The following is a 24,498-nucleotide window of genomic DNA, read 5'->3' as shown; positions in this document are numbered from 1 at the left end:
CAACACGATTTGAGTGCGGGGCAAATCCTGTTTTTTTGCTCTATTTTTTTACTTTTTCGCTAATCTATTTGATATGGCGTAATTTAACTGATAGTTAATTATAAAACTTAATCGGAAAATTATGAAAAAATTAATTGCTGCATTTACAATGGTAGTTGCATTAGGGCTGGGCCTTAGCCAAACTGCCCAGGCTACCGACGGACTGATTCGGAAAAAAGCGGAGTTGGTTGCTGAAAAATTATCATCCTATTATCCAGAAGGTGTATTAATTGGCCCAGGCTCGGCCTACTATTCGTCAACTGGCTCTTTGTATTTTGCCTGGTATGGCGATCCGCTTCCGGCAGGTGCTTACTACTACATCAACGATTATAACATCGAATACCAAAGTGCCGGATTTCCAGGCAGCGAAGGCAATGCCATTAATATTCCCATGTCGGCATTTGGCGGACCGGGTACGTACTTTGTTGGCATCGTTTATTGGGATGGTGGCGTGATTTACAATTATGTATTGCCTGTTACGGTTAATTTGTGGTAAGTGGATAACCTGCCATTAACCTATCAAAAGCACCTTTTTGCACGGGTGCTTTTTTGTTTTTCGGCAAAATTGTTTGAAATATATAATTATTGCTTTGAATCTTATAGTCGGATTTTAGGCGATTGATTGTAGCTTTGTTCATAACAAAACTTAATTCATAATTATGATACAAGCCAAAGGTTATGCAGCGCAAACTGCAACAACAGATTTAGCACCCTGGGATTTTGAGCGCAGGGAAGTTGGACCACACGATGTTCAGCTGGAAATATTATACTGTGGGGTTTGTCACTCAGACCTCCATCAAATTAAAAACGACTGGTTTCCTGGTATTTTTCCCATGGTGCCGGGCCATGAAATTGTGGGCCGTGTGATTAAGGTGGGCAACCATGTTAAGAAATTCAAATTAGACGATTTGGCCGGTGTGGGCTGTATGGTCGATTCGTGCCAGGTTTGCGAAAACTGCAAAGACGGATTGGAACAATATTGCTTTGAAGGAAATACACAAACCTACAATAACAAAGACAGACAAGGGATGCCTACTTATGGTGGCTATTCGAATACCATTGTCGTGCGCGAAGAATTTGTATTGCACATTTCCGATAAGCTGCCATTGGCGGCTACCGCACCATTGCTGTGTGCCGGTATTACCACTTATTCGCCATTGCGCCATTGGAAAGTAGGCAAGGGCCATAAATTGGCCGTTCTAGGCTTGGGTGGCCTGGGCCACATGGGTGTTAAGTTTGGCGTGGCATTTGGTGCCGAAGTTACCGTATTAAGTACTTCTCCATCAAAAGAAGCGGCAGCTAAAGAACTGGGTGCGCATCATTTTGTGGTAACCTCGGATCCTGAACAGTTAAAAGCGGTTAGAGGTTCTTTCGATTTTATCTTGGATACGGTTTCTGCCGAGCACGACATGAACATGTACCTGTCGCTTTTAAAAACCAATGGAACGCATATCTGCGTAGGTGTACCTTCAGCGCCTTATGCCGTACAGCCGTTTGCTTTGCTGGGTGGCCGTAAAAGTTTGGCAGGCTCTGGCATTGGAGGCATCCCTGAGACTCAGGAAATGCTCGATTTCTGCGCTGAGCACCATATTGTATCGGATATCGAAGTGATCGATATCAAAGACATCACCGCTTCTTACGAAAGAATGCTGAAAGGCGATGTACGTTATCGTTTCGTTATTGATATGGCTACACTTTAAGTGTGCTTAACAAGCCAAAAGCCCTTCATGTAAATGAGGGGCTTTTTTGCTGGTTCTGTAACCTGTGCCGCTTACTACAGCGTGTAGGCTTCCCATGGCCGTTCATGATGAAAGTATGGCCGAAATTAGTTTCTGTTCCAAAATGCAGGTGGCTCTATGCCCAGGCTGCGCAGGTAAACGGTACCTTGTGCGCGGTGGTGGATTTCATTATCGATAAAATACAGAAGCGACGAAAAAACTACGCCTTCGTACAGGCCAAATGTCACCACGGTTTCTTGAAACCTTGCTGTCGAAATTTGTGGCAGAAAAGTTTGGATTTCTGCTGTTCCGGCATCAAACAGTCGCAACAAAGCTTCTTTGTTCTGATCGGCGGCTTCAATAACATGGCCGTCAAGGTTGCCGGTATGGTCCCAGTTATCGGTAGCAATGCCGCGTACGCCTGGTCCCGAAATATCGATGATTTCTTTTATCATTTCGGCAAAGGTGCGCATGCCCCCAATGCTATGGGTAAATAATTGATCGGCTGGAAATGCCTCGATGACGCGTCGGGTTAATCGGCGATGGCCCAGCCACTGGTTTAAAATGTCATTGCTCGAAGCGAATACCGGAGATTCTGTGGCAGTTAGGTTTTGTGTTTCCATGATTGAATTTTAGCTAATTTTTGATCTGATTTTTTGTTGATACAAAGAAACAGCCCGTTACTGACAACCCTATGTCAGCCCTCTTTTGGATATTCAATTTTTTCTCAAAATAATTTTAAATATACTGGCCCGAAGTAAAAATGGTATGATTTTCTGGTTACAAATCAATGGTTAAATTGGAGAAATGTATAGTCAAAAATATTTTTTTGATATTTTTGGATTATTAATCATCCTTAAATCGTTCATCTCCTTGCTCACAAAACAACTATCCCCTCGGCGGGCTACAAAACCGGATTCCGATCTGGTTCTCGACTTTTTAAGCCGGGTTTATCCCATAAGCGATCAGCTCAAGAAAGAAGCCTATGCCAATATGGTCGCTTTCGAATTTCCAAAAGGCCATGTTTTGGTTAAAGAGTACGCCATTTGCCAATACGTGTACTTTATCAAAAAAGGAGCCTTAATGGGCTGTACCACACATAAAAAAAAGCATATCGTTACCTATATTTCGGTAGAGAACGAATTTGTAAGTTCTATTTCCGGCCTTTATGGCAATGGCGCCTCCAAAGAAGCCATTATAGCCGTTGAGGATGTAAGCCTAGTGGCCATACCTGTTAATGTGCTTCAAGGTTTTTTTCTGCGCTACTTTGAACTTAATTTTATTTTTAGGGTAATGTTGGAGCAGTATTACATGGATGCCCAGGAGCGTGCACATATTGTACGCGTAGGCAGCGCCAAGGAACGTTACCTCTACTTTATCCAAACCAAGCCTGGTTATATGGAACGTTTGCCGCTGGAGTTTGTGGCCTCGTTGCTCGACATGAAGCCCCTAACGCTGGTTAAAATTCAGAAGCAATATGCGCTTTCGCTTAAAAAGGATAAGGAAATGGAACAGCTCTGCAAACAAATAGAGCGACACATGACCGAAAAGCAGGCCTTTAAAGACAAAAACCTTAACCTGAAGTCGCTTTCGGAGGCTTTGGGCCTATCTCCACACAAGCTGTCGTCTATCTTAAATAACCAATACCAACAGAATTTTATGGATTTTGTAAATACCTACCGCATCGCCGATTTGAAAGAACAGATCGCAAAGCCTGGGTTTATGCAGAGCTATACCATCGAAACCTTGGCGCACGATGCAGGTTTTGCCTCTCGCAGCGCTTTTTACAACTCGTTTAAGAAACTGGTAGGGCAGAGCCCATCGGCATACGTAAAAAACCAGGGCTATTAGCCTAGTAGGTAAATTGTTTGCCGAAATTTGTACTGATTTATAATTATGGACAAATTTGGCCTTGTTTCCTTTCTTATATAAATATAGGTTAATTAACTTCGTTTTATTATTCGCGGTCAACGCTCTTATCTCCTTGAAAACGAATTAAAAAGATTATCCTATAAAATATTCATAATGTCTCTCAACAATTAACCAGCTATTGCAAACAATAGCTGGTTATTACCTGCATTAACCTGGCTTGTTTTACCATTGCCGATACTTGGGCAAGCGTATCAGTACATACTACATTGATGATAGATTTTGGCATTTGCTTTGGCCCCAAAAGGACCTTATTACCTGTGGAGGCCAGCGCTAAAGCATTGGGGCATTCGCTGAAAAAGGGGGATCCATTGCCGGATGCCCCTTTTTATTTGTTTATATTTGGTTAATAATGCCCCCCATATGGATTACCAAACTTTCGAAGTCAGCCCCGAAATCAATGCCTTTGTTAAATGCGCCTGGACCTTGGAAAGTCCTGCCTTGGCTACAGAACAGCGACAAACAATTGTGCCTGACGGCTGTATGGAAATGATTTTTCATTATGGCGATTTGTATAGGCAATATCGAAACGAAGAGGAATTTATCGTTCAGCCCCGTTGTTTTGTGTTCGGACAGCTTACCTCTACATTGTCTATCGCACCAACAGGATCAACCGGGATTTTTGCTTTGCGTTTTAATCCCGAAGGCTTTTTGCCTTTTACCACCTGGAGTGTGCAGCAATTGGCCAACAAAGCCGTACCCTTGGCCGAGCTGTTTGGCGAGGCCGGTCTTCAGCTGGAAAAAGAAGTGTTGGCGGCCACAAGCACCGCCGAAAGAATAAAACTGGCCGAATCGTTTCTGCTACTCAAACTACAAGAAACTGAAACGGCCAATAGTTTAGTCAAATCTTGCATAAATGCCATGCTTGCCCTGAATGGCCAGCTTTCTGTTGGTCGGTTGAGTGAACAGCTGCACATCAACAGGAGGCAGCTGGAACGCAAATTTGCCACCGCCGTTGGATTAAGTCCGAAGCAATTGAACAAAATTATAAGGCTGCAAACGGCCCTAAAAATGATGGCCGAAAAGCGTTTTGACAATTTAACAGCTTTGGCCTACGAAGCCTCTTACTACGATCAGGCGCACTTTATCAAGGATTTTAAAGAGTTTACAGGGCTCAGTCCGAAGAAATTCTATGCAGCCAATCTCCAGCTTTCAAAGTTGTTCGTAGGAACGGCATAAGCTTGTCGCATTTTTACAATTTTTTGCCTTTGCTTATGCGCAGCTTTGTTCAATAAAAATTCGAACAACTGGAAACATCATGAATAAGCTCACGATGGCTTCATAACCATTAAAAACTATATGCTCATGAAAAAAAATAGCGTAGGCCTGGTATTGGCCTTGATGACAATCCTGATTTCTGCTTTTAAAACAGGAACTACAGATTTAGACAAAACCAAATGGTTGATTGGCACTTGGGAGCAAAAAACAGCTCGTGGCCGCATGTATGAAACGTGGGTAAAAGCCTCTTCGACAGAATTTCATGGCAAAAGCTACGTAATCAAAGAAAAAGACACCATGGTTTTCGAGAACATCAAACTCGCACAGCAAGCCAATGGACTTTTTTATATCCCTACGGTAAAGAACCAGAATGGTGGCGAACCGGTGAGCTTCAAAGCCAAAACAGTTTCGGCCACCGAAATGGTCTTCGAAAATCCTGCACACGATTTTCCACAGCAGATCAGCTACAAACAAATCAGCAAAGACTCGCTGGTAGCCGAAATTTCGGGAACGGTAAACGGCAAATTCAAATCGCAAAAATTCCAGATGCGCAGAAGCAATTAACAAGTGCTTTTGAATAGGATGGATGCCTTATACCGATTTTTATATTGGTATAAGGCATTTTTATTTAGGCCCACCGAAACCTCAACCGGATTTCGGCTTTCTAGAAACCTACACCGAATAAATGTACGCCAAAGGCAGGGGATTAGCCGTTCGTGGCGATTTTACCTTTGTTTCGATCAGCTGGGAGAAAAAAAACGGCGAGGATCTAAAATGGTTACTCGACAGACTTGGTGTTATTGCGGCTATGGCTTTTCAGGTATTTCAGATAAAGCTTTCGGGCATCCATTTGTTCATGTTTGCAGGCAGGCTGTACAGTGGCCATCAATACCAAAAGCAAGACAAAGGGCAGTTTTTTTCTGTTCATGGCTTAAGGATGGGTATGGTGGTGGCAAGATTTTGTTAATTGGAGGTTGATGAAATGCGCAATCGCAATGAGCAGACCACCCAGCGGGATCAGATACCTTTCCAGTTCTTCAAGCAAATGCCCCATGGCAATGCAGCAAAAGCCCAGCATCAAAACAGCAAAGGGCAGCACCTTGCGGTGTTTTTTATAGGCACTAGATAAGGCAAGGCAAGCCAGTGCAAGCGAAAGGCTAATCATGCTCAGCTCTATCATGGGATTAGCCAAGAATTCGAGTCCTACAATAGGCAATAGGGTAAGAACAATGGGAAGCAGCGCGCAGTGAATGGCGCAGGCTGCCGAAGCCGACATGCCGACCTTGTCGAACAGTTGGGAGTTGATGGGGAATTTCATGCCACAAATATAAATGCAATTTTGTTGCATTTATAAAATAATGTGTATATATTTGAAACTCATCATTATTAATAGTTAAGTTAAGCAATGTGGCAGTGGATACTGTTGCATTGCTTTTTAAGCACAACCTAATTAGTGATGAAAGCAGGTAAAATATAGTTTTCTACTACCTTTTCTGGTTGCCATACTCTGCCGTTTCTAAAATTGCCCGAGGTAATTACGATTACCATATCCAATGCAGGCAAAATAATAATATATTGTCCTCCAGCACCACGCGCCTCGATTGATTCCAGGATATGGTGGCCAACCTTGTAGCTATAATGCCACCATAAAAATCCATAGCCGTTTTTTTCGGGATGGTTTTCTAGGGTCAGGTAGTTCTTGAACGAGGAATTAACCCAGGCTTTGCTGACGATTTGCTGGCCTTGCCATTGGCCCTTATTGGCGTAAAGCAGTCCAAATTTGAGCATATCGCGCGGACGCATGAAAATACCACCTCCAAAGTAGGGGTTGGCCTTTTCATCTTGCTGAATAATGTAATTGCTGATGGCCAATGGCTTGTACAGGTTTTGGTCTATAAAATTTAAGGTGCCCTGCTTTAATTTATGAGCCAATACCAAACCCAGTAAATAGGGATTGGCCGATCCATAATTGGCGTGGCTACCTGGATAATTGACCATTGGGGCTGTCAGCACGGTTTTTGTCCAGTCAAGTGTGGACTGATAGTTGTCTTCGGCAGCAACCGATTTGCGCTTGATGCCAAAATCCACCGCGTCAATACCCGAACTCATCGTGAGCAGATTGCCCAAGCTAATGGCTTGTTTGCGTGGTTCCTGCATCAGATTTTGGTAGGAAGAAGGTAGCAAATCAATCAGTTTTTGGGCAGTATCGCGCAAAATATGCTGGTCAATGGCGATGCCGATCAGTGCCGACGAAATACTTTTGGAAGCCGAACGCATATCATGTGGCGTAGTGGCATCATAGCCACCAAAATAGGCTTCATAAAGCAGTTTGTTGTTTTTGGCGATCAATACGCTATGCGTATTCGTAATTTTGTTGGCGTTGATGCTATCGACCATCTTTTGCAGGTAGCTTTCATCGATTTTTAGCCCGGTTTCTTGAAGGCTCAGGGTACTTAGGCCGTCATTCAATTGCTGTGGCCGCTTATTGGAGTAATGGGTTGGCTTGGCGCTTGATTTCAAATCCCAGTCCCGGGTCGAGGGCTTCAATTGAAATGTTGCCAATAAAAGCTTCCCGATTTTAATTTGCAAGGGGATGCGTTGATCTTGCAGTTTGCCACTAAAAGCAAGACCTGTCCTAAAATCACGGAATGAGATATGGCTGCCCGATTTCTTGAAATCGTAGCAGAAAAAGCCTGGATAACGGACTTCCGAACTAAAGGCATAAGCCTCGAAATTTTCGCCATTGGCATTTTCTATGCTCAGGTAAAGAGGCGAACGGAATTGGGAGGCAAGCAAAATGTTCCAGTTAGCAGTAAACTCCATTTTGGTGTGGGGCAACAATCGAAGGTGGTAAAACCATTGTCCAGATTTGATGAAACCGGTTATTGCCTTTTCTCCTTCATTCCAGGATCCCCTGAAAACTAAGCCCTCACTCAATTTTACTTCAAACGGTTTGTCTTTTTCATACGAAAATTGCTGTTGGATGGAGCCATGCAATCCGCTTAGCTTGAGCAAGGCGTAACGAGCATTAAGAAATTGGATGCTGAGTGTTGGACTAAAGGTTTGTGGTTGGACTAATTCGCTTTGCCAATGCCCTTCATAGGCTTTCATGCTTTGTGCATTGGCTTGCCAAAACGGGAATAGGAACAACAGGAAAAGATTGATGCTTATTTTTTTGAATGTCATATTACGTACTGATGAGGCAATACTAGTGAGTTGGCACGTCAAAAAATAGAACATTTTTAACGTTGCATCATTTTCTTATAGCTTAACGGGCTGATGCCCATTTCCTTTTTAAACCGCCTGGTGAAATGGCTTTGGTCGGCAAAACCACAGCTATAGGTAATTTCAGTTAGTGGGGCATCGGTTAAGAGTAAATGGCAGGCCTTTTGATGTTGCAGCTGGCGGAGGTACTGGCCAATGGAGGCATTAAAATACTTGGGAAAATCTCTTGAAAGGTGCACAGGATGCACATCGGCTATGGTAGCCAGTTTGTTCAGGCTCAAGTCGGCATAGGTGCAATGGTGCAAGGCTTCTTTGACCCTTTTTACCCATTTGGGGAGGCCATTATTGCCTAGTTGCTGTTCTTTGTTCAATAACTCAAAAGCCCTTAGCAATTGTACTTCTACGGCCAAAGCGGTAATAGAATCGTTGATTTTGCTCTCGAGGTAAAGTTGTTGGAAAATGGATTTGAGCATGGGGTTGTGCAGTTGCAGGCTTCCCTCAATGGCGTGCAGGTTCAGTTCGAACTGCGCAGCAAAAAACGGACTCAGCTCTACATGCAATCCTTGTACAAAGCCTCGCCCCTTAACATTGTAATGGGCATCTTGCCAATGATGGTAGAGCAAGGTGCCGGGAAGGCATTCGTAACGTTCTTTTTTATTGGCTTCGAGCATGCTTCCCTGCAAAAGAAAGGTAAAGTAGGGATTTTGATGATAATGCCAATCTACCTTGTCTTTGGTGTACTGGGTATCTGTAATTACCAGTCCAGGCAACTTGATCACCTTGTGGTGTGCACCAAAAAAAGTTCCTGTTTGTAGTTCAAGCATTTTGTTTCTAATTCGTATGGTGTAAAACGTCTTGCGTACAGTGTCTTTATGTTATATAAATGTTATCGCCATGCACTACACCCTTAGATAAATATAGGCTTTGCTGGTTACAAAAAGGAACAAGTTTTAGCATGCTGCATTGCCCGATTTATTTGCTGAACAGCATGTTGCGCAAAATGGATAAACTGAATGCGCTATGGGGCCGTTTTTGGGTAATCCATACTGCTAAAGGCCATTTTTTTTCGATATTTTTAAGGAGTTGGTTTGATGCTTGATAACCAACATGATAATCACGAGGCTTTTAAAAACAAGATTAACAACATGACATGTCATAGGCTATTGCTTAGGTTGAGGGTTTCCAGATCGTTACTGTCGTTATTAGCTATTTTATTGGTCGCGGTTTTGGTTTGTATTTTGATATGGCTGTGGTTCGATTATAGGATCGAACAGCTGGAAGATGGGCAGAAGCAGCCCATTATGGAAGACCCCCCCAATTTTTAAGCGCTATGCAAGCTTTTGCTTGTCGTTGCTAAAATTCCTGAAAAAGAGCAAACTTTCTTAGCGCTTATTTGTTTAAAAGATAATTATTTAACCAAAAGGTAAAAAATATGAAGTTAAAGAATACGGTGCCATTACTGCTGCTTGCGGGGGTATTGATGCAAGGTTGCGTAAGCAACAAAAAATATGCGGAACTGCAATCCAACAATACCAAATTGCAACAAAGCAACCAAGAATTGAACCAGCGGTTACAAGACAGCGAAAAGGAGGTTTCCGGATCAAAAATCAGGATTAAAGGCTTGGAAGAACAGCTCGCTTCGGAGCGCGCTAATGTAGCGGCTTTGCAAACAGCGCTCAATAAATGCTTGGCCTCGAGCAACCAGGGAAATGTGAACATCTCCAAACTGGTTGACGAAATCAATAGTTCGAATAAATACATCCAACAACTGGTTAACGCCAAAAACAAAAGCGATTCGCTTAATATGGTGCTCACCAATAACCTCACCCGTTCGTTAAGCAGGGAAGAGATGAGCGATGTTGATGTACAGGTATTGAAAGGCGTGGTTTACATTTCACTATCAGACAATATGCTGTATAAATCGGGTAGCTACGAAATTTCTGACAAAGCTGGAGCTACCTTGGCTAAGATTGCCAAGATCATTAAAGATTACCAAGGCTATGATGTGCTGATAGAGGGTAACACCGATAATGTGCCGATTAGCAAACCCAATATCAGGAACAACTGGGATTTAAGTGCGCTGAGGGCTTCGTCGGTGGTGCAATCGCTGCAGAACAATTACGCGGTAGATCCTAAACGTTTAACTGCTGGCGGCAGGGGCGAATATAATACCGTAGCCAGCAATGATACCGATGCGGGCAAAGCCAGAAACAGGCGTACGCAGATTATTATTACCCCAAAACTGGATCAATTTATGGAGTTGATAGGTAAAGCCCCGGAAGCACCTGACAAGCCATAATCGATTTGATAGTTAGTTAATAGTTAAAAGCCTCCCGAAATTTCGGGAGGCTTTTTTTATCTGTTGGCTTAAGATTCGGCCGGAGTTTCTTTTTTGGCAGATTTGGGCGTTTTTGGAGCAACGGCTTTTTGGGGTGCCCGAACAGCTTTAGCCTCGGTGCCTGCTACGGTTGTTTCTTTTGCGTCGGTTTCGGGCTGCAAGTTAAGCTCTTTAGACAATTCCTTGGCAAGCTTGATGGCGCTTCTTTTGATGGTTTTGTCAAGTTTCTTAGAGGTTTTTCCGAATTTGCCCACTACTTCCTGTAAAGCCTTGGTTAAATCTGCTTGAATATCTTTTTTGGCGTTCTTTCTAGAAATCTTTAGGAGCGTTTTTACTTTGTGCTTTTTCATGAAATCAAATAGGATTTTTTTTGTAAAATTAGGCTATTGGGCCTTTAAATCCATATTATGTTTATGTTAAGCGGGCTTTTTAGAGTTAACATAGATTTTGTTTGGATTAAAGCAATCCTTTTCTCCTGATGAGGTAAACCCCCAGGGCGCTGGTGCCAAGCACCAAGGCCCAGGTATGATCGTCGATGTCGCAATCCATAACATAGTTTGCCTGAAGGCCATCCACAAAACTTACCGAACAGCCGGTGAGCAGCCCGGCAACGCTATTATAGGAGCCCGGGCAAACCTTGCAGGCAACCGTACCCGTAGTGGCCGTCCAATAACAGGTTCCCGGATCGGTTAAGCTAACGTTCGGGCTTGCATAATAAATAGGAGTAGAGCCAACCAAGAGCGCTAAAACCACATTTAACAAACCCGGATCTACCTGCGCAGTGTAAAGTGTATTATTGGGCAAAAGACATCCCGTTTGGGCGTTGGAATTTAAGCCCCAACCAATTAAAAAAAGTCCTATTATATACCTTAAACGTAGCATCAGCATTAATCTTATGCCTACAAATAACCATAGATAAGGCCATATTGTATACGTTCTTTTTGTTCAAGTTAGAACCGTTTTTTAAAGACTGAACAAAGCTGTTCATTAGGGCTTGGCCTTGTTCACTTTTTGTTTTTAAGGGTTTGTGATGTGGTTGGAAACCATAGCTTGAAAACTGAAAAGATTGGAGTTGATCTTTTTTTCGTCGAGCAGGCAGAGTACGGTATACCGGTATTCGTTGGCCTTGTCTATATCTTTTGTTTCCAGGTAGGTTCTGATCAAAACCTGATAAGCAATCATCTGGAGTGCCAGACAATGGTTTTTCTGGTAGCGTTCTACGCTTTCGTGGCCGTGAATCAGTGCTTGTTCGTAATTGCCCTTGTTCAGGTATTGCTGAGCCAGCACCAATTGTTGCAGGTCTTTGGCGCAGGGACTGGTATCGGGCCTGAGCGGATGCTCGTGGATATGGTTCAGGATCCGTTCCAACTGGTCGGCTTTTCTGGTATTGCCACTTTTGGCATAGGCCAAGGCCAGTACGTGAAGCATGTAAATAGAATAATAGTCGGAAATAGACCCTGATTGCTTAAAATTCTTGATCGAATTGATCAGGTTAATCACCTGATGCAAATTGCCGTTCAGCCAGTTTATTAGCAACAGAAAGATGCAACAGGCATATTGTGGTGCGTCCGACATTCGTTCTAATAATGCCTGGCCATTGTTTTCGAGGTCGAATTGCACAGAAATAGGATTGTCGCTAATGTTTTCCCCATTGAGCAGCTGCAGCAGCAAAGTACCAAATTCGGCAGGATGTACGGGCCAGTTTTTGAGCGGATTCGTTGCCGGGTCAAATGCTTCGATATGCTGCTGCAGTCTGTTTGCCTGTAGCGAAAGGCTGTCGAAAATAAATACCATCGAATAATAAATGGCTTTTACTTCTTCGTCTTGGCTTATTTCGCTAAAAATTTTGAGCAGGTTGCAATAGCTTGGATCGATAAAATCTATCTCGGCAAATTTCCTGAGCAATTCCTGATGGATGTTGTGTTTTTTAAGCCCGTTCAGGCTTTCTGGCTCGTTATGGAGCTGGTAATTGAACTGCTCGGCCATAAATAGCATCAGCTGATTGGTTTCCCATCGGCCCAGCTTGAGGTTCAAAATGGATATGATCGGGTCGAAATCACCATTTTTGATGGTAAAGTAAGTCGCCCATTTTAAAAGGGGGAGCACTAGTTTATGGTTGCTGTAGCCCGAAACGATCGCCTGGAAAAAAGCTGGGCTCATCTGGTCCTGATGGCGCTCCAATGTTTCCTTAAACAAAAAGTATTCGAAAATATGCGGATGGATAAAGCGGACCAATTCTACCGGAAATCCGTGTTCGTGGTGTTGCTCTTCGATCAGTAGTCCGTCTAGCAGCAATTCCATATAGGCATCCCTAAAAACCGTGAACTCGTCCATCAGCAAGCTCTTGTCTATCCGGTTACCCTTCAGGCCGTAATCGCTCAACTGGATCAATTGTTTGCAAAGGATGAGCTTTTCTACCGAATGCTTAGACGAATAGATTTTTTTGGAGAGATACTGCAGGGTCATTTCGTAGAAAACGAGGTTGGTTCGGTACTCGTTTTCTGGATAAAGGCTTTTCAGCTCGTAATAATAGGAGATGTGGAATGGATATTTGAGCTGATACTTCAGTTCGGGATTAAGGCGCTTGCTTGGAAAGGAACTGATTTTGCTGAACAAGATGTCTACTTCGGCCTCGGTAAACGTAGGTACGTTCGATTGTTCTACCGACCTGAAATAGCTTCCGGCAAACCATTTGCTTTTTAGATAATGCGAATGGCGGATGCTTTGATAGAAACGTTTCCAGACGTAGGAGCGCATGCTCAGCACCAGTTTAATAGCCGGACTGCCCTCCAAATCGCAAAGCGTTTTTACAATACTGTCGAATATTTTGGGTTTGAGGCCGCTTCTTCTTAAAATATCATGAAAACCATCGAGAATAAGTATCAGTTTTTTGCCGTTTTTGGCATATTGTTCATTAAAATAAGTAATGATGTCTTTTTCTGTAGCTAACCCTAAGATTTTTTGCAGGTCGGTTTCGAGGTTCAGCGAATCGTTTTCTACATTAAAAACCCTTTCGGCATGCAAAAACAGCACTACGTCTTGTGCATATTTTGCGCCAGGTTTTAGAAAAAGGTTTTGTACGAGGTGGCTAAGCAATATGCTCTTGCCGTAGCCTGCCTGGGCAATAAAAGCCGTAAAAATATAATTGGAAGAATAGAAATAATTAAAATCGTGTTCGGCAAATTTCCTGTTGATGGTAAGATGGTAGGGGATTTCGCTCTGCGTAATTATACGTTTGATGGTGCTTTCTGAAAGTGCTCTGGCTTTTGCAATCAGGTAATCCCAATCTTTGTCGCCGGTATACTGACTGCCATTAATGGCGGCATCGGTTACCGCCTGAGTATCGTCGTTCTCAACATATTCTAAAAGCGTGTTGATGGTAAACTTGGAGAACTGATGGTGAATAGCCGCAAAGCCGAATAGTCTTTTAATGGTGGTTTCGCTAATGCTTTTATTTACTTTTTTGCTGATGGCCAATGCAATAACCTGGCAATCTGAAGGACAGACCACACGGATTCCAACTTTTTTCAGAATTAAATGCCTGAGTTCATCTAAAATAAATTGAGTCATTTTTTTAGCGTGTTGCAATCGATTTCACGCGAAGATAAGACTTAACTTAAAAGAAAATCAATGTTCAGATTATAGCGCTATTCGGGGCTTATCTATCATTTTTGGTCAAAAAGTGCCCTAAGGGGCTATAACAGAGAAATATGGGCTTGTTCAACTGGTTTTCGTTCGATTGTGAACAATACAAAATGAATAAAATGAACAATGACTGTATATGACTGTGTTCTAATGAACAAGTCGAATGGCCAAGCAAAGTAGTTTGCTGCTTAAAATTGCATCAGAATAACGCAATATAATCCCTATTTTATGAAATCGATATCTACTTTTAACCTTCGGTCTATTAGATGGATCGCTTTTCTGCTTCAAATTACCATTATAACGCTGCTATTTTCCAAATCGTATGCGCAGACCAGAATTTATGCCACAATTGCCACTGTAAAGTCTGCCCAGGTTGACGATGCAACAAATGCAACAAATGGCAGCAATACTTTCGCTACGGTTAAATCGTATGGTGGTGCAGCGCTAGGTTTGGGCAAGTATAGCGGAGAGCTGGAGCTTCAGTTTGCTTCAACTATACCGGCAAACACCACTACTTATTTGCGCATTGACGGAGATGCCTCGTTGCTCAACGTATTGTTGGGTGGCAATTTGGGCAGTGCGCTGGCATCGGTGGTCGGTAATGTGGCGCTGGGCGACCATTATTTTGAGGTCGGGGCCCGAAACTCTTCCGGAAATACGGTGGTCTCTGGGTTAAGTAGCTCAGGGTTTGGAAATGCCGATCTGCGTCTGATCAAAGATGCGAACGGTTTTTTTTATTTGGCGATAACGCCAAACCAGACCTACGATAGGGTATACCTTAAAGATAGAACAGATGCTTTATTGTTAAGCTCGCCATATAGTACCAAAGTTTATTATGCTTTTTATACTTCGGGTACGACTGGTTGTGCCAGTGCATTTGCCACCAGCTACGAGGGCAGCGGCCTTACAGTTGATTTGTTGGGCTTGGGCAAAGCGGGGGTAACCAATCCTCAATTTGCCATTGATGCCGACCAGACCAATTTTTCTGAAATCAGTTTGGGCGCATTGGGGGTTGCGGGTTCTATCAGTCAAACCGTTTATTTCGCTATTCCATCGCAGGCCGGCGACGAGTTTAATATCCGGATGCGTGTCAATCCAGCTTTGTTGAGTGCCGGATTGCTAAATAATACCCAGGTAACGGCTTATAATGGGAATGTGCAGGTATATACCACCAACCTGAACAATTTATTGAGCCTCGATTTGTTGGGGCTGCTCAATGCTGGTCAGGTAACCAATATTCCATTTTCGCCCGGTCTGGCTTTCGACCGTGTAAAAATAACGCTCAATTCCCTGCTTAATGTAGGCTTAACCCAAACCATTAACTTGTATGGCATAACCAGTACCGCACCAAGGCCAACGTTTACGGCACCGCAATCTAATGCGGTGAATGCCTGCTACAACGGTACAGCCGTTCTGGGCGCAACCACAGGTGCTAATAACGAGCTTCGCTGGTACGATGTAGCCGATGGGGGCAGTGCATTGGCTACCAGTGCAACTTTTACCACTCCGGCTTTAACAGCCAATAAAACTTATTACGTGGCAGCCAGGAGGATTGGCTGTACAGATGAATCGGTAAGGGTGCCAATTGTGGTTACGGTAAATCCGCAAATTACTTTTGCCACTACTACCTTGGCCAATGGAACGATTGGTTCGGCCTATTCTAAACAAATTACGGCGGCCAGCGGCGGTACACCCGCTTTTACCTATGCGTTGGCAGCGGGAAGCAGCCTGCCTGCAGGTTTGATGTTATCGGCCAGCGGACAAATAGGGGGTACGCCAACTGCTGCCGGTACTTTTAATTTTAATATTACGGCAACCGACAGCAAAGGCTGTACAGCTACGGTGGCTTACACCTTAAAAATAACACCAACTTTGGTTTTGCCAGGGGCGAGTTTGCCTAATGGTACTGTTGGGACATTATATCCTACACAAGTAATTCCGTTGGCTACTGGAGGAAGCACGCCTTATACTTATGCAGCCACTAATTTGCCTCCGGGTTTAAGTTTTAACCCAGCCACCAGGGAAATCACCGGAACGCCAACCCAATCGGGCACTTTTGTAGTTGGCGTTAATGTAACCGATGCCGATGGCAATACCACGGCTACCAATTATACAGTTGTGGTGAAAGATCCGTTGGTGCTGGCTACCACCGCACTTTCTGACGGAACAGTAGGCACGCCTTATCCAACCCAGATTTTGCTGGCGGCAACCGGAGGTACTACACCTTATACCTATTCAGTTAGCAACCTGCCTCCGGGATTGAATTTTAATCCAACCACTAGGGAAATCACCGGAACGCCTACAACGGCTGGAACTTATACGCTAACTTTAAATGCTAGCGATGCCGATGGGAAAACGGCTACGGCTAACTATACCATTAAAGTGGTTGATCCGCTGGTAATGCCTGCCAAAACCTTGGCCGACGGAAATGTAGGTATTGCTTATCCTACAGAAACAATTCCGGCCGCTACTGGTGGTACAGGTCCGTATACTTATGTGGCCAGCAACTTGCCTCCGGGATTGAGCTTCAATCCGGCAACCAGACAAATTACTGGAACGCCAACCCAATCGGGTAATTACAATATCGGCGTAACCGTAACTGATGGCACGGGAAAAACGGCTACCAATACCTATCCGGTAAAAGTAATAGGTGCTTTGTCGTTACCTACGGCTACTTTGGCTAATGGTACGGTTGGGGCGACTTATCCAACCCAGACCCTGCCAGCGGTAAGTGGTGGCACCGCTCCTTATACTTATGTTGCTACCAATTTGCCTCCGGGTTTAAGCTTTAATACCACAACAAGAGAAATTACGGGAACGCCAACACAAGGCGGAACCTATACTTTATCGTTAACTGCTACTGATGCAAATGGCAATAAGGTAAATACAGATTATACCATTACCGTTGGTGTCAATCAGCCTGTAGTAGCCAGTGCTGTCATCTGTAGTGGCAGTGCAACCTCATTAAGCGTAAGCAACTTGCAGGCTGGCGTAACCTATAATTGGTACGGACCGACCGGAAATACGCCATTGGCAACCAACAATGCGGGTGTATTCAATACCGGAACCTTAACCAGTACCACTACTTTTTATGTAGAAGCGGTTTCAGGAACAGCGGTTAGTGCACGTACTGCAGTTACGGTAACCATTAACCCGGCACCAGCTGCGCCAGTGGTGACGACCAATAATCAGGTGGTGAACAGTGGCCAAACTACCGTATTGCAAGCTACAGCCGACAATGGCGATGTGATTAAATGGTACAACGTAGCTACTGGTGGCACTGCATTAGGCACAGGGCCAAGCTTTACTACACCAGCATTAACTGCGACGACTACTTTCTATGCCGAAACCAGTAACAATACGGGTTGCGTAAGTGCCAGCCGTACACCGGTGGTGGTAACCGTATTAAATGGGCCGGTTAATCCGAACTGTAACGCGGCTACCAGTCAAAACAGTGGGATTATCGGTATTTGCGTATTGTGCAATATCAGTGGCCCGGGAAATTCTACCGATGCCGACCTCACCAATTATACCAGGATAACCTTGGCAGTTGGGGTAGGCGCAACGGGCTATCAGAGATTGATTTTCCCTAATGTTGGTTTGTCTACCGATAGCGTCCGTTTAGACTTGGCAACGCCAACTGGTCTATTGGATTTATCGGTGCTGAGCGGAATTACCATTAACGTCATGAATGGTTCGAGCGTAGTGACCAGCTACCAACTGAATTCGGCCCTGATAGATTTGAAACTATTGGCAGGCAATCGCTTTAAAGCGACTTTTGCCGCCGGACAACCTTATGACAGGGTAGAAGTGAGGTTTGGTGCAACCGTGGCCGCTTTAAGCAGCCTTGATATTTATGGCGCTGAAATCATTTACCCTAAACCAACCGTAGCCACTTCGGGCCTGAATATCTGTGCCGGAAGCACTACTACCTTAAATGCTACGCCTAATGGAGGCACTACCTTAACCTGGTACGATGCCGCTGTGGGTGGCAGCGTAGTGGGCAATGGAAACAGTTTTACCACCCCGGCTCTGGCCACTACTACAACTTATTATATTGAAGTAAGTAAAGCAGGCTGTGCCAATGCCGAGCGCGTGCCGGTAACTGTAAATGTAGTACCTGTATTGGCGGTGCCTGTTGTCGCTACTGTGCCTGCAAGTTGCGAGGGTTCTACTACGGTACTAGCCGTAACCAATCCTGATCCAACCCTTACTTATAATTGGTATGAAACAGCTGCTGGCGGAACTCCGGTATTCAGCGGTGCTAATTTTACCACGCCGGCTTTAACAGCCACCAAAACTTATTACGTAGAAGCCGCCTTGTCGGGATGTGTAAGCGCTACCCGTGGTGCAGTTACGGTAACGGTTAATCCGCGTCCGGTGGCCCCTCAGGTTCAGGTTTCTTCTTCAACCATCAGTCCTGGACAAACGGCCATCCTTACGGCAAGCTCTTCAGAAGCCAATGTGATATTTAACTGGTATTCGTCGGCTACAGCTACCGCACCAGTTTATACCGGCGCAACTTTTGTAACGCCACCACTAACGGCTACCACTTCTTACTTTGTAGAAAGCACCAATACCCTTACGGGATGTAGCTCTGCAAGCCGTATTCAGGTAACGGTAACTGTTGATGGAAACGGATCGAGCAATCCGGTACCTTGCGAAGGCGCCATCAGTCAAACCAATGGTGTAACAGGCGTGGCCTTATTGGCGGGTGTTTCTAACCCTAGCTTGGCTATTGACAACGATACGCAAACCGGTTCTACCTTGTTGATGCCGGTGGGTGCCCTGGGTGCCTCGGTTTACCAAAGACTAGCATTTGGAAGTGTTTCGAATATTGGAGATACTGTTCGCGTACTGATCAACTCACCAGGCAAGCTATTGTCCGCAAGCGTGCTGGGAACGGTTCAGGTATCCACCCTGAATGGAGGCGTAAGCAACAACGATGTGTTGCCAAGCAACAGTCCGCTCATCAGTTTAGAATTACTAAGTGGCAATACCCAAGCCCTGTTAACCTTTGTGCCAACTGCCCAATTTGATGCGGTAGAAGTAAGCTTGAATTCAGGCGTGCTGGGTGCCCTAACTTCATTGAACGTAAATTATGCACAACGTGTAATTGCGGCGCCAGAGGTAATGGCTGCTAATGTTACCGCCTGCGTAACACAAACTGCCGTGCTAACCGTAAAAAATCCGAAAGCAGGGTTAACCTATAAATGGTACGATGCAGCTGGCGTTTATCAAACCGGCAAAGACGGCATAAGCTTTACTACGCCTGCCCTGACTGCCGATACCAGGTACTTTGTAGCGGCCAGTAGCGCCTCAGGTTGTGTAAGCTATAAAACAGCAGTCAATGTAACAACTACACCTGCTCCTTCGGTTCCAGAGCTCTTAGCCAGCAACGTCAATACTTGCGCAGGCAACGATGTACTGTTGCAAGTTAAAAATCCAATTGCAGGCATTACTTACAAATGGTATGATGCCGGAGGTACCTATCAGACAGGCAAAGATGGGGTAAGCTTTACAGCTAATGCTGTTGTGGCCAACACTTCTTATTCGGTAGAAGCGGTAAATGCCTGTGGCTTGGCTTCGGCAACCCGGGCTTCGGCTACCATTACGGTTGGCTCTGTAGATTTGCCGATTGTTACTCCTGCGGCCGTAACTGTTGCCCAAAACAGTCCAGCTATCTTAACAGCTAGTTCAAGTACTGCCGGTGCAACCTTTAGATGGTACGATCTACCAGTTGGTGGCACTTTATTGGCGAGCACTGCTACTTATGTAACCCCGCCTTTAACTGCAACAACTACTTTTTATGTAGAAGCAACCGTTCCAGGTCCATGCCCGGCTTCTGGTCGTGCATCGGTTGTGGTAACGGTTATTCCTAATGGAACAGAGCCTACACCTTGCGGTGCAGCTACGGTACAGCTTGCCGATGGCGTTACCGGCATAGCCTTATTGGCCGGTGTTTCAAATCCAGGTTTGGCAGTTGATAACAATGTACAAACTGGTTCTTCATTGCTGATGCCGGTAGGTGCCTTGGGTGCTTCGGTTTACCAACGCGTAGGTTTTACAGGTGGCTTGTCTAAAGTAGGCGATACCCTGAAAGTGGTATTGACCTCGCCAGGTAAATTATTATCGTTGGCCGTTTTACCAACGCTAACCGTAACCACCTACAATGGAGCAACCAGCAATAACGACGAAATGGTGGTGAACAACCCGCTTATCCACCTCGAATTATTAAGCGATAACAGTGCCATTATCCTTACCTATGTACCAACCGCCGCGTTTGATGGCGTAGAAGTAAGGTTAAATTCAGGATTGATCGGTGCCTTAACCTCAATCAACTTCAATTACGCTCAAAGAATAAATGTAGCGCCTCAAGTAGCCGTTGCCACCGCCAGTGCCTGCCAAGGTAGTGCAGCTATGTTGAATGTTAAAAATCCTCAAGCTGGTGTAACGTACAGGTGGTATTTGGAAACTACCTATCAAGCCGATGGAACTACCTTCAATACGCCAACTTCATTGGTTGCCGGAACCTACAACTACTATGTAAAAGCCTTTGTAAACGGATGCGAGAGTGCCCCTACCAAAGTAGTGGTTACGATCTTGCCGCCACCTGCACCGCCAACTCCAATTGCCGGAAATCCAACCACAACCTGTATCAACTCGCCAGTAACCTTAGGCGTACAGGCTGTAGCAGGGGTAACCTTTAACTGGTACGATGCAAGCGGTAACCTGTTGGTGCTTAACAATAGCAATTACACTACGCCAACCAACTTGGCCGCGGGTACCTACGATTTCTTTGTAGAGGCCGTAAACGGCAATAGCTGCGCCAGCGCCAGCCGTACTAAAATCACCGTTACGATTAAGCCATCTGCTACTGTTGCCGATATTCAGGTGAGTGGCGTAAACAACATCTGCAGTGCAGGTACCACTACTTTAACGGCAAGTTCAACAACGGTAACCAATCCTTCATTTATTTGGTACAGCGATGCGGCCTTAACCACCGTGGTTTCTACACAAGCTACGTTCACTACTCCGGCACTTTCGGCTACCACCACTTATTATGTAACCGTAAGTGGCACCAACAAATGTGCTAATGCCCCAACCGATGCCAAAACGGTAACCATTACCATTAACCCTTCGGCTACTGCTGCCGACATTAATTTGGCAGGTGTAAGCACCATTTGTGCAGGTTCGACCGTTTCGTTGAACGCAAGTTCAACTACGGTAACCAATCCAGTGTTTACCTGGTATAAAAATGCAGCTTTAACAGATGTAGCCTATGTAGGCGCTAATTTTGTTAGCCCACCTTTAAATGGCAACACCACCTATTATGTAACCGTAAAAGGTGATAACAAGTGCGAAAATAAACCGGCAGATGCCCAAGTGATTACCATTACGGTTAATCCGTTGGCTACTGCAGCCGATATCTTGGTAAGTGGACCAACCAAAGTTTGTTCAGGTAGTCCAACTACACTCAATGCAAGCTCAACTACGGTAACTAACCCGGTATTTACCTGGTATAGCGATGCGGCCTTAACCACTGTGGCCCACGTTGGCGCAGATTTTACCACGCCCCCACTAACTGCTACCACCACTTATTATGTAGTAATTAAAGGCGATAATAAATGTACCAATGGTGTGGCCGATGCGAAAGCAGTTACCATTACTGTGAATCCATATGCTGCTGCGGCCGATATCAACCTGAGCAACATGACCATCTGTGCCGGAAATTCGGTAAGTCTCATGGCTTCAAGTTTTACGGTAACCAATCCGGTATTTACCTGGTATAGCGATGCTTCGTTAACTGCTGTGGTATTTGTAGGACCAACCTACCTGATTCCATCTTTAAGCAGCACCACTACGTTCTATGTAACGGTAAAAGGCGATAATAAATGCGAAAACAAAGCCGTTGATGCCAAGGTAGTTACCGTTACGGTAAATCCGTTGTCGGGAATGACCGATATCATCCTTGCAGGAAATACAACGGTGTGCAACGGATCTGCAGCAGTTCTTACGGCTACCAGTCCAACGGTAACCAATCCGGTATTTACTTGGTATGCCGATGCAGCCTTAACCAATTTGATTTACATTGGCCCATCATTTACCAGTCAGCCACTAAGTGCTACCACTACGTTCTATGTAACGGTAAAAGGCGATAACAGCTGTGCCAATAGTCCAGGTAGTGCCAAAGCCATCACCATTACGGTGAAACCGGTTGCCGATGCATCGGATATTACCGCCAACAACGCTACTATTTGCCAAAATGGTACCGCTACGTTGGTGGCTAGTACCACTACGGTAACCAATCCGGTATTTACCTGGTACAACGATGCCGCCCTTACTTCGGTTGCTTTTGTTGGCGCTTCGTATACTACCGGAGCACTGGCCGCTACCAAAACCTATTCTGTAACCGTAAAAGGCGATAACAAGTGCGAAAACAGTACTTCTACTGCTAAAATGGTAACGGTAACGGTTAATACTGCAGCAACTGCAGCGGATATCAACCTGAACCCAACGATGGTAAATATTTGTGGTACTGGTACAGCTACCATCACAGCCAGTAGCTTAACCGTAACCAATCCGGTATTTACCTGGTATACCGATGCTTCGTTAACTAACGTAGCCCAAATAGGTGCCGTATTTGTAACGCCAACATTAAGTGCAACCACCACTTATTATGTCACCGTAAAAGGAAGCAACAAATGCGAAAATACCCCTGCAAATGCCAAAACCATTACCATAACCGTTAGGCCAAATGCAACGCCTGCCGATATCTCGGTAACGGGTACAAATACCATTTGCGAAAACAATACCACTACACTTACAGCAAGCAGTACTACGGTAATCAATCCGGTATTTACCTGGTACAGCGATGCCGCTTTAACCAATGTGGTTTCTAACCAGGCTTCGTTTACCACACCAGCACTAACGGCCAATACCACTTACTATGTAACCGTAAAAGGCGATAACAAGTGCGAAAATATAGCCGGAAACGGAAAAGTAGTGGCTATTACCGTAAACCCTCGCCCGGTAAATCCAATAGTATCTAACACTGGAACAAGTATTTGCGCCGGCGATGGAACCACCTTAACCGTACAAAATGCCGATCCGGCAGCTACCTACCAATGGTTCGATGCCGCTGTAGGCGGTACAATGGTTGGAACGGGTGCAACCTTGAATATCTCGATTTTAAATACCACCACCGATTATTACGTACAGGCAGTAAGCGCGAATGGTTGTGGCAATGCCAGCGGCAGGGTTAAGGTAACCGTAACCGTTACGCCAAGGCCAACCACACCGGTAGTGGCCACCAACAATGTCAATGTATGTATAGGCAATAGTACCGTACTAAGTGTAAGCAATCCGCAAAGTGGCGTAACCTATACCTGGTATAACGCAGCGGTGGGCGGAACAGCAGTTGGTAGTGGCGCTAGCTTCACCACACCGGCTATTGCGGCTAATGTAACTTACTACGTAGAAGCAAGCACCGGCTCTTGTATTTCTCCTACCAGAGCGCCTGCAGCTATCATAGCCATGCCGGTACCAACGGCCCCGGTTAGCGTTTCGGCCAACAACAACCCGATATGTTCAGGCAGTACAGCAATATTAAGCGTGAATAATCCTGATGCCAATCTGGTTTACAGGTGGTATGCCAATAGCTCTGGCGGCACCATGCTGGCCGAAGGAAACAGCTTTACCACTCCGGCCTTAAATGCTACTACAACCTATTATGTAGAAAGCGTTTCTAAAGCAGGCGGCTGTGCAAGCAATTCGCGTACTGCCATTACGGTAAATGTATTGCCAGTATTGGCTATCCCGATAGTTAGGGTAGAAAGCACTACGGCCAATAGCGTAACTTTTGCCTGGAACGCGGTAACAGGAGCTACAGCCTACGAAGTTTCGCTCAATAACGGCAATACCTGGGTTGCGCCAACCGGTGGACCTACCGGTACAACTTATCAGGTAGTTGGCTTGCAACCTGGACAAAGTGTAACCATTGTGGTTAGGGCCAAAGGACAGATCGATTGCCAAACCAGTGCCAACTCTGCACCGGTAACCGGCACGGCCAGTAATCCTTTTGCCAACGAGCTTTACATACCAAACACCTTTACACCAAACGGCGATGGCAAGAACGATATCTTCTATGCCTATGGCAACCTGGTGAGCAAGTTCAACATGAAAATCTACAACCAGTGGGGACAGTTCCTGTTCGAGTCGAACTCGCTCACTACCGGATGGGATGGAAGGTTTAACGGCACTATGCAGCCAAACGGAGTTTATGTGTATACTATCGCGGTAACCTTTGCCGATGGTAGCACCAAGTCTTATAAAGGAACGATAACATTGCTCAGATAGCATTAAACAAAATTGTGAAATGGTTTT

Annotated in this window: 15 protein-coding genes; 8 read left to right on the top strand and 7 right to left on the bottom strand. The window is 45.0% G+C overall.

Features of this window, described 5'->3' with window-relative positions; all coding sequences use genetic code 11:
* The first annotated feature begins 121 nt into the window (after positions 1-121).
* Positions 122-535, top strand: a complete 414-nt coding sequence (locus AC6H1S_RS11490; RefSeq protein WP_497563698.1) for a hypothetical protein — start codon at positions 122-124, stop codon at positions 533-535.
* 163 nt (positions 536-698) lie between these two features.
* Positions 699-1,739 (top strand): NAD(P)-dependent alcohol dehydrogenase, encoded by a 1,041-nt coding sequence (locus tag AC6H1S_RS11485; RefSeq protein WP_497563697.1) that lies wholly within the window; start codon positions 699-701, stop codon positions 1,737-1,739.
* Between the two features lie 125 nt (positions 1,740-1,864).
* On the opposite strand, the gene AC6H1S_RS11480 is transcribed toward AC6H1S_RS11485, so the two are convergent.
* Complete coding sequence (locus AC6H1S_RS11480) at positions 1,865-2,380, bottom strand: DinB family protein (RefSeq protein ID WP_199141664.1); 516 nt, start codon at positions 2,378-2,380, stop codon at positions 1,865-1,867.
* 250 nt (positions 2,381-2,630) lie between these two features.
* Between AC6H1S_RS11480 and AC6H1S_RS11475 the strand changes: the two genes are divergently transcribed.
* The 4 genes from AC6H1S_RS11475 (at position 2,631) to AC6H1S_RS11460 (ending at position 5,871) form a co-directional block, all read left to right on the top strand.
* A complete protein-coding gene (locus AC6H1S_RS11475) occupies positions 2,631-3,608 on the top strand; it encodes a helix-turn-helix domain-containing protein (RefSeq protein ID WP_497563696.1) in 978 nt (325 codons plus the stop codon).
* A 441-nt stretch (positions 3,609-4,049) separates the two neighbouring features.
* Complete coding sequence (locus AC6H1S_RS11470) at positions 4,050-4,865, top strand: DUF6597 domain-containing transcriptional factor (RefSeq protein ID WP_497563695.1); 816 nt, start codon at positions 4,050-4,052, stop codon at positions 4,863-4,865.
* Between the two features lie 126 nt (positions 4,866-4,991).
* Positions 4,992-5,468 carry a DUF6265 family protein gene (locus tag AC6H1S_RS11465; protein ID WP_497563694.1) on the top strand — a complete coding sequence of 159 codons (477 nt, stop codon included), beginning with the start codon at positions 4,992-4,994 and terminating at the stop codon, positions 5,466-5,468.
* Between the two features lie 121 nt (positions 5,469-5,589).
* Entirely contained in the window at positions 5,590-5,871 is a 282-nt protein-coding gene (locus AC6H1S_RS11460; protein WP_497563693.1) for a hypothetical protein, read from the top strand.
* On the opposite strand, the gene AC6H1S_RS11455 is transcribed toward AC6H1S_RS11460, so the two are convergent.
* The 3 genes from AC6H1S_RS11455 to AC6H1S_RS11445 all read right to left on the bottom strand — a co-directional run bounded on the left by AC6H1S_RS11455 (position 5,836) and on the right by AC6H1S_RS11445 (position 8,953).
* Positions 5,836-6,222: a MerC domain-containing protein gene (locus AC6H1S_RS11455; protein ID WP_497563692.1), complete on the bottom strand. Its 387-nt coding sequence runs from the start codon at positions 6,220-6,222 to the stop codon at positions 5,836-5,838. The genes AC6H1S_RS11460 and AC6H1S_RS11455 overlap by 36 nt on opposite strands.
* Before the next feature lie 128 nt (positions 6,223-6,350).
* A complete protein-coding gene (locus tag AC6H1S_RS11450) occupies positions 6,351-8,090 on the bottom strand; it encodes a serine hydrolase domain-containing protein (protein WP_497563691.1) in 1,740 nt (579 codons plus the stop codon).
* A 56-nt stretch (positions 8,091-8,146) separates the two neighbouring features.
* Positions 8,147-8,953: a helix-turn-helix domain-containing protein gene (locus tag AC6H1S_RS11445; RefSeq protein ID WP_497563690.1), complete on the bottom strand. Its 807-nt coding sequence runs from the start codon at positions 8,951-8,953 to the stop codon at positions 8,147-8,149.
* Positions 8,954-9,561: 608 nt separating this feature from the next.
* Between AC6H1S_RS11445 and AC6H1S_RS11440 the strand changes: the two genes are divergently transcribed.
* On the top strand, positions 9,562-10,428 hold the full coding sequence (locus AC6H1S_RS11440) for an OmpA/MotB family protein (RefSeq protein WP_497563689.1): 867 nt from the start codon (positions 9,562-9,564) through the stop codon (positions 10,426-10,428).
* 68 nt (positions 10,429-10,496) lie between these two features.
* On the opposite strand, the gene AC6H1S_RS11435 is transcribed toward AC6H1S_RS11440, so the two are convergent.
* From AC6H1S_RS11435 to AC6H1S_RS11425, 3 genes are all read right to left on the bottom strand, one after another.
* Positions 10,497-10,817, bottom strand: coding sequence for a hypothetical protein (locus AC6H1S_RS11435; RefSeq protein WP_497563688.1), 321 nt, complete (start codon positions 10,815-10,817; stop codon positions 10,497-10,499).
* 106 nt (positions 10,818-10,923) lie between these two features.
* Positions 10,924-11,271, bottom strand: a complete 348-nt coding sequence (locus tag AC6H1S_RS11430) for a hypothetical protein (RefSeq protein WP_199141967.1) — start codon at positions 11,269-11,271, stop codon at positions 10,924-10,926.
* 213 nt (positions 11,272-11,484) lie between these two features.
* A complete protein-coding gene (locus tag AC6H1S_RS11425) occupies positions 11,485-14,037 on the bottom strand; it encodes a tetratricopeptide repeat protein (RefSeq protein WP_497563687.1) in 2,553 nt (850 codons plus the stop codon).
* 303 nt (positions 14,038-14,340) lie between these two features.
* Here AC6H1S_RS11425 and AC6H1S_RS11420 point away from each other — a divergent pair, with 303 nt between their 5' ends.
* Positions 14,341-24,471, top strand: coding sequence for an Ig-like domain-containing protein (locus AC6H1S_RS11420; protein WP_497563686.1), 10,131 nt, complete (start codon positions 14,341-14,343; stop codon positions 24,469-24,471).
* The last annotated feature ends 27 nt before the right edge of the window (positions 24,472-24,498 follow it).

This window comes from Pedobacter sp. TM02, assembly GCF_059705275.1.
Note: the sequence above shows the minus strand (reverse complement) of the source record. Positions and strands in the feature narration are given on the sequence as shown.